This window comes from Pseudonocardia sp. Ae331_Ps2 (assembly GCF_001932405.1).
Classification (GTDB): domain Bacteria; phylum Actinomycetota; class Actinomycetes; order Mycobacteriales; family Pseudonocardiaceae; genus Pseudonocardia.
Map to the genome: position 1 here is coordinate 578,569 of NZ_MCIM01000001.1, position 13,928 is coordinate 592,496.

Below are 13,928 nucleotides of genomic sequence, written 5' to 3' on the forward strand. Positions count from 1 at the left end.
TCAGTTGCCTCCCGTCAGGCCGCCGAGCAGGCCGCCGGAGGGGGCCTCGGGCTGCTGCTGTTCCTGCTGCTGCTCGCGTTCGGTCTGCTCCGGCGGGGCCGGTCGTTCGAGGGTTCCCGACGGCGGGCCCGGGGGCGGCTGGTTGGGCACGGCTCCGCCGAGCAGGTCCAGGCCCGGCTCGCCGATCGGCGCGCCCGGTTCCGGTGGCAGCACGGGTGCGGTCAGCGGGTTCGCCGCCTCCAGGGCGTTGCCGCCCGCCTTCATGATCTCCTGCAGCCGGATCAGCTGGCCCTGCGCCGGCGTGCCGGTGAGGAAGTTCTGGTCCAGCGTCCCGAGCGTCAGGTCGAGGGTCAGCCAGAAGTTGATGTAGTCGCCCTGGAAGGTCTCGCCGAAGTTGCGCAGCGGGAAGATGATCGTCCCGAGCAGTCCGAGCGAGTCGGTCAGCGACCTGTCCGCGTCGGCCAGGCCCTGCAGCGCCGGCGTCAGGTTGTCGAGGTTGCGGGCCAGGTTGTCCGAGCTCTCGGCGACGACCGCGTCGGTCGCCTTCCCGAACTCACCGAGCGCCACGAGGCTGTCGGTGAGGTGGGCCCGCTCGCGGTTGAGCACGGCCAGGGCGGGCGGGATCGACTGCAGGGCTCCGTCGATCTTCTGGTCGCCCTCGGCGAACCGTGCCGCGAGCCGGTCGAGCCCGTCGATGGCCCGGGTGATGTCCTGCTTCTGGTCGTCGAGACCGCGGCTGAAGGTCTCCAGCTCGGTCAGCAGGCTGCGGAAGTCGTCCGTGCGCCCACCCAGGGCCTTGTTCAGCTCGCGGGTGATCGTCTTGATGTTCTGCAGGTTGCCGCCGTTGAGCAGCGTCGCGACCGAGGCGAGGACCTCCTCGGTCTCGGGGTACTTGCCCGCGCGCTCCAGGCCGATCCGGGCGCCGTCGGTGAGCCGTCCGACGGGTGCGTCGGTCGGCTCGTCCAGCTCGACGTACTTCGCACCGAGCAGCGAGGTCTGACCGACCTTCGCCGTGACGTTCGCGGGGAGCTGGACGTCGCCGTCCAGGGTGACGGTGACGACGGCGTTCCACCCGTCGAGCCGGACGTCGGAGATGTTGCCGACCGGCTGGTCCCCGACCCGCACGGGGTTGTTGGGGACGAGGTCGGCGACGTTGCGCATCTCGATCTCGACCGTGTAGGCCCCGTCGCCCACGCCCGGCACGCCCGGGAGCGTGAAGTCGTTGAGTCCACGGTAGTCACACGCGGTCAGCGACAGCGTGCAGCACAGCAGCGCGGCGATCGCGCCGGCGCGTCTCGTCCGTCGCATCAGTTGCCTCCCTGGGGAACGAGCAGGCCACCGAGGCCGGGCGCGTCGAGGTCCGGCGGGGCCTCGGGTCCCGGGGTCGGCTGCCGGTACGGCTCGTCGCGGGCCGGGCGGTTGTCGGTCGGTCCGCCGCCGCCGGGCACACCGATCGGGCTGATGCCGATCGGCGGCTGCTGGATGCGCAGGAGGTTCAACAGCGGGCCGAGGTTGCTCTTGCAGTAGTCGATGCCCTTGACCGGGTCCTGGGTGGCCGCGGTGAACGTCGAGCAGACGAAGTCGGCCGGGGTGTTCAGGTTGTCCACGACGAGCTTGCCGGACAGCGCGTGCGTCCGGGGGGACACGATGTTGAACAGGTTCATCAGGGTGCTGGGACCGACGTGCAGGATCGTCGCCAGGTCGTCGCGCGAGTTGGCGAGGGTCCGGGTCAGGTCCCCGATCTGCTCGACCGAGTCGTTCAGCACCGGGCCGTTGGTGGCGACGAACTCGTCCACCGACTTCGCGGCGCGGGAGATCCCGTCCAGGGCGGCGGACAGCTCGTCCTCGTTGTCGGTCAGGACCCCGGACACGGTGTCCAGGCGCTGGTTGAACTCGACGATCTGGCCGTCGACCTGCTTGAGGGCGGTCACGAACGCCTGGAGGTTGCGGATCGTGCCGAACAGGTCGCCGCGCCCCTCGGACAGGGTCTCGACCGCGGCCGAGGCCTGCCGGACCATCTCGTTGAACGCGGCGCCCTGGTGGCCGGCGGCGTTGGCCGCCGCCATGTCCAGGAACCGGGAGAGCGAGCCGTTCTGGTTCGCCTTGTCGGGCCCCAACGCCGTGCTGAGCTCGTTGAGCTGCTTCTTCAGGTCGTCGAACTCCAGCGGCGATGCGGTGCGCTCCACCGGGATCTCTCCGCCGTCGGGCAGCGTCGGCCCACCGGTGTAGGCCGGGGCGAGCTGCAGGAAGCGGGTCGAGACCAGCGTCGGGGAGACGACGGCGGCCTTGACGTCCGCGGGCAGCTCGTACTGCGAGTCGTAGGTGAACTCCATGCGGACCTTGTCGCCCGCCGGCTCGATCGAGACGATCTTCCCGACGTCGACGCCCTGGATCCGGACGCGGTCGTTCGGGTAGACGTTCTTGACCGAGGTGAAGTAGGCGACCCCGGTGCGGGACTGGCCGTTGATCAGGACGATCAGCCCGGCGACGGCGACCGCCGCGACCAGCCCGACGACGAGGACCCGCTGGACCAGCGATCCGGCTCGGATGCGCGACATCAGTTGCCTCCCGCGCCGATGAGACCGCCGACGGACGGCAGTGTGGGGGCGGCACCCTCGAGGGGCGTCGTGGGGACGGCGAGGCCGGGGACGAAGTCCGCCGCCGGGAACAGCGTGGGCCCGGCGTTGCCGAGGTCGCCGTGGCCGGCGAAGTACGGACCGCCGGCGAGGCCCTCACCGAGACCGGTGATGAAGCTGGAGACCCGCTGGATCGACGAGACGATGTTGCCCTCGTTGCGCTTCAGGATCGCCAGGACACCGTTCAGCTCGTTCAGGGCCGGGGCCAGCCGGTTGCGCTGGTCGTCGACGAGACCGTTGATCTGGTCCGTGGCGCGTCGCGTCGTCACCAGGAGCTCGCCGATGACCTCCCGGCGCGCCTCCAGCTCGCCGAGCAGCTTGTTGCCGTCGATGAGCAGGGTGCTGAGCTTGGCCGTCTGCCGGTTCAGCACCCCGGTCACGGACTCGGCGCGCTGGAGCAGGTCGCCGATGGCCGCGTCGCGGCTGGCGATCGTGCGGGACAGCCGGGTGATGCCCTCGAAGGCGGGCCCGATGTCGTCCGGGGTGTTCGCGAAGGCGTCGGTGAAGGTGTCCAGCGCCGCGCTGACCTGCTTCATGTCGATCTCGCCCGTGCGCCGGGTGAGGTCCTCGATCCCCTGGGTGATGCTGTAGGGAGCCGTGGTCCGGGCCAGCGGGATCACGTCGTCGGGCAGCGGTGCGCGGCCGTCGGGACGGATCTCGAGGTTGCGCTCGCCCAGGAGGGTCTGGGTGCCGATGGAGGCCGAGGTCAGGTCGTTCAGGCGAACGTCCTTGACCGTGAAGTCGACGACGACGTCGGCGCCGTCCAGCGTCACGCTCCGGACCTGGCCGACCTCGGTGCCGGCGATCCGCACGGTGTTGCCGGCCTGCAGCCCGCCCGCCTCGGTGAACCGTGCCTCGTAGCGCTTGCCCGCGAACACCTCCAGCTCGGCCAGCTGGAACGAGGCGACCATCAGGACCCCCAGGATCGCGAGGCCCGCGAGCGCGATGGTCACCGGGTTCTTCTCCCGGAATCTCAGCTTCATCGCCCGCCTCCGGACGTGTCGTCGGTGCGGATGATCTGGTCGGGGACCTGGCCCTGGTCCGCGGCGTCCTGCTGCGGGATCGGGTTCGCCTCGCGCTGTTCCGGCGTCTCCAGCGGGGAGTTGCCGAACTTGCAGCGGTCGACGTTGTCGGCCGGGCCGAGCCAGGGCGAGTAGACCGGGTCACCGGTCGGTCCGGTCGTCTTCACCCGGAGCGAGCAGATGAACAGGTTGTAGGTCGCGCCACGGGAGCCGAGGCGGCTGACCCGCAGGTAGGCACCCGGCAGCAGGGACAGGTTCTCGTCGATGGCGGCCTCGCCGGCCTTCGCCTGCTTCGCCACGCGGTCGAGCTGGTCAACCGTGCCCTTCAGCGGCCCGCGGACCTTGCCCAGGAGCTGGTCGACGCTGCTGGTCAGGCGGTTCACGCCGTCGAGCGAGTCACCGATCCGCTGCCGGTCGCCGGCCAGGCCGGAGGTCAGCTGCTGGAGCTCGGTGATCGTCGACTCGAGCTCGGGGGCGCGCTTGTCGAGGGTGCCGAGCACGGTGTTGAGGTTGTCGACGACCGACCCGATCACCGCGTCCTTGTCGGCGAGGGTGTTGGTCAGCGACCCGACCCTGCTCAGCAGGGACTCGATCGTGCCGCCCTGCCCCTGGAACACCGAGATGAGGTCGGAGCTGAGCTGGTTGATCTGGTCCGGGGCCAGCCCCTCGAACAGCGGGGAGAAACCCGCGAGGAGTACGTCCAGGTTGAGCGCCGGCCGGGTCTGGGCGACCGGGATGACCGCGTCCTCGGCGAGGACGCCGTTCCCGGCCGGGCCCCGCGCGACCTCGAGGTAGCGGTCGCCGGTCAGGTTCAGGTACCGGACCGCCAGCTGCGTGTCGGCCGGCAGCTCGCGGGTCGCGTCGACGGTGAAGGTGACCTTCCCGAGGGTGGAGTCGACGACGGACACGTCGGAGACCGCGCCGACCTCGACCCCGGCGATCCGCACCGAGTCCCCCGCCTTGACCCCGGAGGTGTCGGTGAAGATCCCGGAGTAGGAGCGCTGGGCACCGAAGCCCGTACCGCCGGCACCCATCTGGATGCTGACGATGACGAGCACGAACATCGTCACGACGACGAACGCCGTCGTCTTGATCAGCGGCCCGGTGATGTTCTGGGCCTTGGAGATCTCGCTCATCGGCCGCCCTCCCCGCCGAACAGGCCACCGAGGAAGCCGCCGCTCTCGCGGGGCGCCGCCGGCGGTGCGGACTCCGTGCCGGGCGCGGCCGGCACGGGCGCCGCGGGATCGACCGGGGCGGGCGCGGGCTGCCCACCCGGGACGGAACGGACCTGCTCGCCCGGGAGCCCGAGCTCCTGGCCGGCGCCGGCGAACGGGCCGAACAGCTGGGTGACCAGGGGCGGGTCACCGATGCGCAGGGTGTTGTCGCCGTCGGGGTTGGGCTCGCCGCCCTTGTCGACGTTCTTCATGAGGGACTCCGGGAACACGCTCCCGTCGAGGTCCGGCATGCCGTGGCAGTCCGGGCCGTTGTCGGCACCGACGACGGGTGGGCTCGTGTAGGGGGTGTCGCCGGGTTCGAGGGTCACCAGACCCACGAAGCCGGGCACCGTGTTGCCCTGCTGCTGTTCCAGCTGCTGCCGGGACTTGTCGAGGCCCTTGAGCCAGCAGGCGAACATCGGGGAGTAGTCGCGCAGCAGCTCGGTGGTCGGCAGGGCGGTCTGCGTGACGTTCCGGATGCCGTCCCGGTTCTGGAGGAAGAACGCCTCACCGGTCCGGGACACCCTGGAGATCTGGAACAGGAAGCTCTCCAGGTCGGCCTGCTGCTCGACGATGGTCCGACTCGTCACCGCGCCGTTGTCGAGGACCGTCACCAGATCACCGGCGACGTCGCCGTAGAGGTTCGCCAGGTCGGCGCCCTTGCGGAAGTCGGTCTGCAGCTGCGGGAGGTTCGCGTTGAACCGCTTGAGGTACGCGGCCAGCTGCGAGGCGGTCTCACCGACCTGCTCGCCGCGGCCGTCGAGGGCGGTCGCCAGGTTCCCGATGACCTCGCTGACCTCGCGCGGCCCGAGGGTGTCGAGGATCCTGTCGAGGGAGTCGAACAGGGTGTTGACCTCGACGGTCACCGAGTCGGTGGCGATCTGGTCGCCGGCGGCCAGCATCCGGCCGGACGGCGTCGCGGGCATCGTGAGCTGGACGGTCTTCGCACCGAAGGCCGTCAGCTGGTCGAGGGAGACCCGGGCGTCGGCCGGCACCTGGCCGATGCGGTCGGCGTCCATGTCCAGGACGATGTCGACCGCGCCGCGGTCGCCGTCGGCCAGCGAGACCGAGCCGACCTTCCCGACGTCGACGCCCTTGAGCTGGACGCGGTTGCCCGGGTACATCTGCAGGCCCGAGCGGTCGGCCTTCAGGGTGACCGGCACCGTGTCGGCGAAGGCGTTGAGGTACATGGCGGTGCACAGGCTCAGGAAGCCGAGCACCACACCGATGAGGATCAGCGCGTAGACGCGGTACTTGAACCGCGTGAAGAAGGAGTCGTTCACCTGGTCATCCCGTGATGCGGAAGGCGTCGGAGTCGGCGTAGAGCGCCATGGAGATCGCCAGCTCGGCCGCCAGGACCGCGATCAACGACGTCCGGACCGCCTTGCCGACGGCCAGGCCGACACCGGCCGGGCCGCCCGAGGCCGTGTAGCCGTAGTAGGTGTGGATCGAGATCACGACGACGGCGATTCCGATCGCCTGGGCGAAGGAGTAGAGGACGTCCTGCCACTGCATGAACGTCTGCATGTAGTGGTCGAAGGTCCCCTCGGAGAGCCCGAAGAAGCCGACCTGTGTCGTCTTCCAGCCCACCCAGGCGCCGACCATCGCCATCGCGAAGATCGGGATGATCGTGATCATGCCGGCGACCAGCCGGGTGGTGACCAGGTAGGGCAGCGACCGCACGCCCATCACCTCCAGCGCGTCGATCTCCTCGGAGACGCGCATGGCACCGAGCTGGGCGGTGAAGCCGCTGCCGACCGTGGCCGCCAGTGCGGCCCCGGCGATGATCGGCACCAGGAGGCGGGGGTTGATGATCGCCGATGCGAAGCCGCCGAGGGCCTCGAGCTGGAGGTTCGCGAGCGCGTCGTAGCTCTGCAGGCCGCCGGTGACCCCGGCGAACAGGGTGATGAAGAAGGTGATCACCGAGGAGCCACCGATGACCGCGAGGGCACCGGTGCTCATCCCCACCTCGGCGATGAGCCGTACCTGCTCGGTCTTGTAGCTCTTCACCGCCTTGGGGATCCAGATGACGCCCTTGCCGTAGAACTCGGCCTGCCGTCCCAGGTCGTCGAGCAGCCGCAGCGGGGCCCCGAGGGCGTTGCGTACGGAGGAGAGCATGGCCAACGTCCTCACACCAGTCCGAGCGAGTAGGGGATCTGCGTCAGCAGGATGTTGATCGGGAACAACGCGAGGAACGTGTAGACGACGGTCTCGTTCACGGCGTTGCCCACGCCGCGCGGACCCGCCTTGCAGGTCATCCCCCGGTAGCAGCCGATGAGCGCGCCGACGACGCCGAACACGACCGCGCGGAGCTCGCCGTGCACCAGGTCGTCGAAACCGACCAGCAGGGTCAGCGAGTCGATGTACTGGCCGGGGCTCGCGTCCTGCAGGTAGACCGCGAAGAAGTAGCCGCCGGCCAGGCCGATGAGGATCATGACCCCGTTCAGCAGGAAGGCGTTGACCGCGGTCGCCAGGACCCGGGGCACCACCAGTCGCTGGACGACGTCGATGCCGAGCACCTCCATCGCGTCCAGCTCCTCGCGGATCCGGCGGGCACCGATGTCGGCGCAGATCGCGGTCGAGCTGGCGCCGGCGATGATGAAGGTCGTCGCGACCGGCCCGATCTGCGTGACGGTGGCGAAGGCCGAGCCCGAGCCGCTCAGGTCGATCGCGCCGATCTCGACCAGCACGAGGTTGAACTGGAACGTCACCAGGGCGACGAACGGGATGCCCAGCAGGATCGCCGGGCCGAGGGACACGCTGGCGACGAACCAGGTCTGCTGGACGAACTCCCGCCATTGGAACGGCCGCTTGAACATGGCGACGAACGTGTCGGCCGTGAAGGCGAAGAACGTGCCGAGCGGCGCCACGCTGCGGGCGACGAGTGGCGGTGTGGGCATCACGCCTCCCCGGACGGGGAGGCGGCGCAGGTCACGACGTCGGGCTGCATCGGGGGCCTCTGCTCTGAGACGACGGTGGTGGGAAGCGATCGGTCCACAGCAGTGCGGGGAGCACGGAACCGGGTCAGCGGGTGAAACGAGCGTCACTGATACAAGTTTCGTTCTCTGTCTCATCTATCACCTGAACGGAGTAGCTTGAGGCGACTTCGTCACCCGAACGAGACACTTCTGGTGAGACACTTGACAGAACTTGTGTCGTTGTCCCAGTATCGGAACCGCCGCACCCGCGGGGGGCGACACGAGGAGGTGCGCCGTGAAGGGCGTCGAGGTCAAGGTCGAGGGTCTGACGAAGTCGTTCGGCCGGGCGAACATCTGGTCCGACGTGACACTCACGCTGCCGGCGGGTGAGGTCTCGGTACTGCTGGGGCCGTCCGGAACCGGTAAGTCGGTGTTCCTCAAGTCGCTGATCGGCCTGCTCAAGCCGGAACGCGGTTCGATCGTCATCCACGACACGGACCTCGTCCGCTGCTCGGAGAACCGGCTCTACGACATCCGCAAGCTCTTCGGCGTCCTGTTCCAGGACGGCGCGTTGTTCGGGTCGATGAACCTGTTCGACAACATCGCCTTCCCGCTGCGCGAGCACACCAGGAAGTCCGAGGCGCAGATCCGCGACATCGTCCTCGACAAGATGGAGCTGGTCGGTCTCCGCGGCGACGAGGGCAAGCTGCCCGGCGAGATCTCCGGGGGCATGCGCAAGCGCGCCGGGCTCGCCCGTGCGCTCGTCCTCGACCCGGAGATCATCCTGTTCGACGAGCCGGACTCCGGTCTCGACCCGGTCCGGACCGCCTACCTGAACCAGCTGATCATCGACCTCAACGCGCAGACCGACTCGACCTTCCTGATCGTCACGCACGACATCAACACCGCCCAGACCGTGCCGGACAACATCGGCCTGCTGTACCGCAAGCACCTGGCGATGTTCGGGCCGCGCGAGCAGCTGCTGACCTCCGAGGAGCCGGTGGTCGCGCAGTTCCTGAACGGCCGTCGTCAGGGACCGATCGGCATGTCCGAGGAGAAGGACGCGGCCCAGGCCGCCCGCGAGCTGGAGGAGGCCGGCGAGCTCCAGGGGCTCCCTCCGCTGAAGCCGCAGCTGACCACCTCACCCGGCGTACCGGAGCGCAAGGCCGTCGCCCGTCGCCGTCGGCGGGTCGCGGACATGATGCACACCCTCGGCCCGGCCGCTCAGGAGGCGATCCACGCCGCGACGGCGGCGCCGGCCGCCACCGCGCAGCTACCGGGAGGCCGTCACGGCTGGCGTGACGCCGAGCAGACCGCCGAGATGCCGCGCGTGCGATGAGCGCCGACGAGGACCCCTGTGCCGGACGGTCGCCGGGGAGATGAACGATCCGCGGGCCGCGCCACCGGCAAGGGCGTCACACCGTCAGCTGCGGTCCCGATGGTGCGCGACCATGGTGCGGACCATCTCCACCGCGGCGAGCACGGCGTCCACCGGTGGCGCGTCGTCACCGGGCGACCGGCGCGCGGCGCGCGCGAAGAGACCGTCGACGACGAGCCGAACCTGCTCGGCCAGGACCGGGCCGCCCACCGGACCGGCGAGCTCCCGCGCCGCCCGGTCCACCTCTGCGCGGGACTCGCGCAACCGGCGCCGGGCGAGGGCGCTCGGCCCGCTCCCGGCTCCGGCCCCGTCGCCCGAGCCGGGGAACTCCACCAGATAGTTGCGGAGGGGACACCCCCGTCCGCCCTCCCGCAGGACCCGTTGGCCGACGTGTGTCACCGCCGCGACGATGCGATCCCCGGGGTCCCCGCCGGCCTCCCGCAGGGCGCGGTCGGCTGACGCGGCCAACGCCGTCGACCAGCGCTCCAGGTAGGCCTCGACGAGGTCGTCCTTGGTGGCGAAGTGACCGTAGAGCCCGCTCTTGCCGGTGCCCGCCTCGTCGATGATCTCCTGCATGCCGACGGCACGCACGCCACGGGCGTAGAACAGACGCCCCGCCGCGTCCAGGATCCGTTCCCGGACGTCCGGCTTCGCTGTGACGTCCGGCTTCGCTGTGCCGACCACGGGCACTCCTTCCGATCCACCCCATCCTACAGACCGCTCAGTCCGGCTGCCTGCCTACCGCTCAGCCGTTGTGAGCAGCTCCTTCGCATTCAGTACTTGACGAACGGTGTCGACATCGCGTTGTCTCGGACCGATCGGTCCGGCCGGATGACACCGCACCGGGCGCACGAACGTCACCGGACGGCTCGTCGCCCGTGGAGGCCGGCTCGCCGGCATCCGGTTCTCCTGCCCCCGGTCCGGAAGGACGGCCCATGCCCGCAACCTCGGCGAGCCCCGCTCCCACCACGGTGCTGCTGGTCACCTCGGCGGCGGCGTTCCTGTCGAGCCTCGACCTGTTCATCGTCAACATCGCGTTCCCGGCGATCCGGGCGGACTTCCCCGGATCGGACCTGGGCCAGCTGTCGTGGGTGCTGAACGGCTACACCGTCGTCTTCGCCGCCTTCCTGGCGCTCGCCGGGCGCCTGGCCGACCGGTTCGGCCACCGCAGGCTGTTCCTGGTGGGGCTGGCGGTGTTCACCGTGGCCTCGGCGCTGTGCGCGGTCGCCCCGACGGTGTGGGCGCTGGTCGCCGCACGGGCCGTCCAGGCCGTCGGGGCGGCGATGGTCATGCCGACCTCGCTGTCGCTGCTGCTCGCCGCCTACCCGCCGGAACGGCGGCCGCACGCGGTCGGCGCCTGGGCCTCGATCGGCGCCGTGGCCGCCGCGCTGGGACCGCCGGTGGGCGGCCTGCTGGTCGAGCTCTCCTGGCACTGGGTGTTCCTGGTCAACGTCCCCGTCGGCGTCGTCGCGCTGCTCGTGGGACTGCGGGTGCTGGTCGAGCCCGGTACCGCACGAGTGGGGGTCCCGGACCTGCTCGGCGCGACCGGACTCGTCGTCGGCGTCGGCGCGCTGGCCTACGCGCTGGTCCGCGCCCCGGACGACGGGTGGGTGTCGGTGCCGGTCCTGTCCGGGATCGCCCTGGCCGTCGCCGGCCTCACCTGGGTGGTCCTGCGCTCGCGGCGGCACCCGGTCCCGGCCCTCGAACTCGACGTGCTCCGGGTCCCGGTCGTGGCGACCGCCGCGCTGACGATGACCGCGTTCACCACGGCGTTCGCCGGGATGCTGGTCGTCAACGTCCTCTTCCTGACCGGCACCTGGGGCTGGTCCGCGGCGCTCGCCGGCTTCGGACTGGCACCCGGCCCGCTCGTGGTCGTCGTGGTGTCCCGCTTCAGCGGCCGACTCGCCACACGGTTCGGGTCCGGCCCGGTGGCGCTCGCCGGGACCGTCGCGTTCGCCGCGGGTCCGACCTGGTGGCTACTCCGGCTGGGGACCGAGCAGGGCTACTGGGCCGGGGTCCTGCCCGGTCAGGTGTTCACCGGGCTCGGCGTCGGGCTCATCCTGCCCACCTTGTCCGCGCTCGTGGGATCGGCGCTGCCCGCCCACCAGTGGGGCTCCGGCTCGTCCCTCATCAACACCGCCCGCCAGGGCGGCTCCGTGCTCGGGGTCGCGCTGCTGGTGTCGGTCGTCGGGACCCACACGACCGGGCTGCCCGAGGAGCTGGGTGCGCTCCGAGGGGGGTGGGTCCTGCTGGTGGCCTCCGCCCTGGTCGCGGCGGTCTTCGCCACGGCCCTCACGGTCGTCGAGCGGCGGCGGGACACACCGGCCGGCCGGCCGGCGTCGGCACCGGCGACCTGACCCCGACCATCCCCGTCCGACCGAGCGGAGGCTCACCATGACCACACCGAACCCGACCCGCGACGGCCTCTGGCTCGACGACCTCGTCGAGGGCGCCACCTTCACCACCGACACCCACGAGCTGACCGCCGAGGAGATCGTCGCCTTCGCCCGCGACTTCGACCCGCAGCCCTTCCACACCGACGCCGACGCGGCCGCGGGGACGTTCTTCGACGGTCTCGTGGCCAGCGGCTGGCACACCGCGGCGCTCACCATGCGACTCGTGGTCACCAGCGGGCCGCCCATCGCGACGGGCATCGTCGGCGGGGGCGCCGACGTGGCCTGGCCCAGCGCCGCCCGGGCCGGGGACGTCCTGCGGGTGGAGATCGTGATCCGCGAGATCCGCCGGTCCCGGTCGCGGCCGGACCAGGCATGGGTCGTCGTCGAGCAGCGGACGCTCAACCAGCACGACGCGGTGCGGCAGACCACCACCGCACGGTTGCTGGCCTGGCAACGGCCCCGCCACGACTGACGCCGGCTCCCTCATCGACGACTTCCCGGGCCACCGGGTGACACCACCTCGACAGCGGCAGTGACCCGCTCCGGACTCGACCCGCGCGGCGGACCACCCGTCCGAGCTCGGCCTCCTCGACATCGCCATGCCTCCGACTCGTACTCGGCGTCGTTACGATCATGTCAACGCGTCAGAATCTGTTGACATGAGAGTGTACGGGCCAGCCTCTTTGGTACCTGGATCGAAGGAGTGCCCGTGGCGCTACCCCCTCCCGACGCCGCCCGGCTGGCGGCGTTGAACGAGCACTACGCGTTCGGCCTGTCCGAGGCCGAGCTGGCGGAGTTCGGTCCGGCGGTCACGGCGACGCTGGCTGCGTCCGACCGGGTCGAGGAGCTCTACCGTGCTTCGGCGCCGCAGACGCCCCAGCGGGCGTGGTCGGAACCCGCGGACAACCCGCTCGGTGGTTGGTATGTGACGGCGTCGGTGCCGGGTGCCGCCGAGGGTCCGTTGGTCGGGCGCACGGTGGCGTTGAAGGACAACATCTGTCTGGCCGGGGTGCCGATGACCAATGGGTCGGCGACGGTCGAGGGTTTCGTCCCGTCGCGGGATGCGACGGTGGCGACCCGGCTGTTGGCGGCGGGGGCGAGGATCACCGGGAAGTCGGTGTGTGAGGACCTGTGTTTCTCGGGTGCGAGTTTCACCTCGCGGCCGTGGCCGGTGCGCAATCCGTGGGACACCGGCCGTAATGCCGGTGGTTCGTCGAGTGGGAGCGCGGCACTGGTGGCATCGGGTGCGGTGGATCTGGCCGTGGGTGGTGATCAGGGTGGTTCGATCCGGATCCCGAGTGCGTTCTGCGGGACGGTGGGGCACAAGCCCACTCACGGGCTGGTCCCCTACACCGGGGCGTTCCCGATCGAGGCCACGATCGATCACCTGGGTCCGATCACCCGCACGGTGTCCGACGCCGCACGGATGCTGACGGTCCTGGCGGGTGTCGACGGGCTCGACGCCCGTCAGCCCACCGAGCTGGACCCGGTCGACTACCTCACCGCACTGGAGACCTCGGCGGCGGGGTTGCGGGTGGGGATCGTGGTCGAGGGTTTCGGCCGCCCGGAGAGCGACCCGGCCGTCGACGAGGCCGTGCGTGCCGCGGTCGGTGCTCTGGCCGGGGCCGGGTTGGTGGCGGAGGAGGTGTCGATCCCGTGGCATCTGGACGGGATGGCGGTGTGGAACGTCATCGCGACCGAGGGTGCGGCCTACCAGATGGTCGACGGTAACGCCTACGGCATGAACTATCCGGGTCTCTACGATCCGGAGCTGATCGCGCACTACCACCGTCAGCGCCTCGCCCGGGGGGCGGAGTTGTCCAAGACGGTCAAGCTGGTCGGGCTCTCGGGTGGCTACACCTTCGGCCACGGGGGCGGCGTCTACTACGGCATGGCCCGCAACCTCGCGTTCGAGCTGCGTGCGGCCTACGACCAGGCGTTGAGTGGTTATGACGTGCTGGTCATGCCGACCCTGCCCTACACCGCGCCGGAGCTGATCGGGCTCGATGCCGGGTTGGACACCTATCTGCCGACCGCGTTGGGGATGGTCGGCAACTGTGCCCCGTTCGACGTGTCCGGTCACCCCGCTGTCTCGGTGCCGGCCGGGCTGGTCGACGGGCTCCCGGTCGGTCTGATGATCGTCGGCCGGCGTTTCGACGACGCGACCGTCCTTCGGGTCGCGCACACCTTCGAGCAGGCCGTCGGCGGCTTCCCCGCCCCACCGGCCCTCGCCGGCTCGGTCGGAGCAGCGTCGCCGCTCGTCTCCGGCGTCCGGGGGTGACGCCGCCCCCGCCACTCGCGCGCAGGTCTCGCAGCACCTGCCACACACGAACCGAACGCACCACCACCATCCCGAAGGAGCAC

At 70.6% G+C, this 13,928-nt stretch carries 12 protein-coding genes; 4 read left to right on the top strand and 8 right to left on the bottom strand.

Annotation, left to right across the window (positions count from 1 at the left end):
• From Ae331Ps2_RS02870 to Ae331Ps2_RS02900, 7 genes are read right to left on the bottom strand one after another with little or no spacing between them, the layout of a single operon-like run.
• Window positions 1–1,308, bottom strand: coding sequence for an MCE family protein (locus tag Ae331Ps2_RS02870; RefSeq protein ID WP_075310882.1), 1,308 nt, complete (start codon window positions 1,306–1,308; stop codon window positions 1–3).
• Window positions 1,308–2,558: an MCE family protein gene (locus tag Ae331Ps2_RS02875; protein WP_020621826.1), complete on the bottom strand. Its 1,251-nt coding sequence runs from the start codon at window positions 2,556–2,558 to the stop codon at window positions 1,308–1,310. Before Ae331Ps2_RS02875 ends, Ae331Ps2_RS02870 begins: the two co-directional genes overlap by 1 nt.
• Window positions 2,558–3,619: an MCE family protein gene (locus Ae331Ps2_RS02880; protein WP_020621827.1), complete on the bottom strand. Its 1,062-nt coding sequence runs from the start codon at window positions 3,617–3,619 to the stop codon at window positions 2,558–2,560. The genes Ae331Ps2_RS02875 and Ae331Ps2_RS02880 overlap by 1 nt, the downstream gene beginning before the upstream one ends.
• Window positions 3,616–4,794, bottom strand: a complete 1,179-nt coding sequence (locus Ae331Ps2_RS02885) for an MCE family protein (protein WP_020621828.1) — start codon at window positions 4,792–4,794, stop codon at window positions 3,616–3,618. Before Ae331Ps2_RS02885 ends, Ae331Ps2_RS02880 begins: the two co-directional genes overlap by 4 nt.
• Entirely contained in the window at window positions 4,791–6,155 is a 1,365-nt protein-coding gene (locus tag Ae331Ps2_RS02890; protein ID WP_020621829.1) for an MCE family protein, read from the bottom strand. Before Ae331Ps2_RS02890 ends, Ae331Ps2_RS02885 begins: the two co-directional genes overlap by 4 nt.
• 4 nt (window positions 6,156–6,159) lie before the next feature.
• Entirely contained in the window at window positions 6,160–6,990 is an 831-nt protein-coding gene (locus Ae331Ps2_RS02895) for an ABC transporter permease (RefSeq protein ID WP_020621830.1), read from the bottom strand.
• An 11-nt stretch (window positions 6,991–7,001) separates the two neighbouring features.
• A complete protein-coding gene (locus Ae331Ps2_RS02900) occupies window positions 7,002–7,772 on the bottom strand; it encodes an ABC transporter permease (protein ID WP_020621831.1) in 771 nt (256 codons plus the stop codon).
• 313 nt (window positions 7,773–8,085) lie between these two features.
• Here Ae331Ps2_RS02900 and Ae331Ps2_RS02905 point away from each other — a divergent pair, with 313 nt between their 5' ends.
• Window positions 8,086–9,129 carry an ABC transporter ATP-binding protein gene (locus tag Ae331Ps2_RS02905; protein ID WP_083695163.1) on the top strand — a complete coding sequence of 348 codons (1,044 nt, stop codon included), beginning with the start codon at window positions 8,086–8,088 and terminating at the stop codon, window positions 9,127–9,129.
• 84 nt (window positions 9,130–9,213) lie between these two features.
• Here Ae331Ps2_RS02905 and Ae331Ps2_RS02910 read toward each other — a convergent pair whose 3' ends face one another.
• Window positions 9,214–9,852, bottom strand: a complete 639-nt coding sequence (locus Ae331Ps2_RS02910; RefSeq protein WP_075310880.1) for a TetR/AcrR family transcriptional regulator — start codon at window positions 9,850–9,852, stop codon at window positions 9,214–9,216.
• A gap of 251 nt (window positions 9,853–10,103) precedes the next feature.
• Between Ae331Ps2_RS02910 and Ae331Ps2_RS02915 the strand changes: the two genes are divergently transcribed.
• The 3 genes from Ae331Ps2_RS02915 to Ae331Ps2_RS02925 all read left to right on the top strand — a co-directional run bounded on the left by Ae331Ps2_RS02915 (window position 10,104) and on the right by Ae331Ps2_RS02925 (window position 13,845).
• On the top strand, window positions 10,104–11,525 hold the full coding sequence (locus Ae331Ps2_RS02915; protein WP_020621835.1) for a DHA2 family efflux MFS transporter permease subunit: 1,422 nt from the start codon (window positions 10,104–10,106) through the stop codon (window positions 11,523–11,525).
• A gap of 37 nt (window positions 11,526–11,562) precedes the next feature.
• Complete coding sequence (locus tag Ae331Ps2_RS02920) at window positions 11,563–12,036, top strand: MaoC/PaaZ C-terminal domain-containing protein (protein WP_020621836.1); 474 nt, start codon at window positions 11,563–11,565, stop codon at window positions 12,034–12,036.
• Window positions 12,037–12,273: 237 nt separating this feature from the next.
• The gene (locus Ae331Ps2_RS02925; RefSeq protein ID WP_075310878.1) at window positions 12,274–13,845 is read left to right on the top strand and encodes an amidase; all 1,572 of its coding nucleotides are present in this window, start codon (window positions 12,274–12,276) and stop codon (window positions 13,843–13,845) included.
• Window positions 13,846–13,928: the final 83 nt, after the last annotated feature.

Bases quoted from the DNA above. Each gene is read 5' to 3' on its own strand.
- Ae331Ps2_RS02885 (WP_020621828.1), bottom strand. From the start codon at position 4,794: ATGAGCGAGATCTCCAAGGCCCAGAACATCACCGGGCCGCTGATCAAG.
- Ae331Ps2_RS02870 (WP_075310882.1), bottom strand. From the start codon at position 1,308: ATGCGACGGACGAGACGCGCCGGCGCGATCGCCGCGCTGCTGTGCTGC.
- Ae331Ps2_RS02875 (WP_020621826.1), bottom strand. From the start codon at position 2,558: ATGTCGCGCATCCGAGCCGGATCGCTGGTCCAGCGGGTCCTCGTCGTC.
- Ae331Ps2_RS02915 (WP_020621835.1), top strand. From the start codon at position 10,104: ATGCCCGCAACCTCGGCGAGCCCCGCTCCCACCACGGTGCTGCTGGTC.
- Ae331Ps2_RS02920 (WP_020621836.1), top strand. From the start codon at position 11,563: ATGACCACACCGAACCCGACCCGCGACGGCCTCTGGCTCGACGACCTC.
- Ae331Ps2_RS02895 (WP_020621830.1), bottom strand. From the start codon at position 6,990: ATGCTCTCCTCCGTACGCAACGCCCTCGGGGCCCCGCTGCGGCTGCTC.
- Ae331Ps2_RS02880 (WP_020621827.1), bottom strand. From the start codon at position 3,619: ATGAAGCTGAGATTCCGGGAGAAGAACCCGGTGACCATCGCGCTCGCG.
- Ae331Ps2_RS02900 (WP_020621831.1), bottom strand. From the start codon at position 7,772: ATGCCCACACCGCCACTCGTCGCCCGCAGCGTGGCGCCGCTCGGCACG.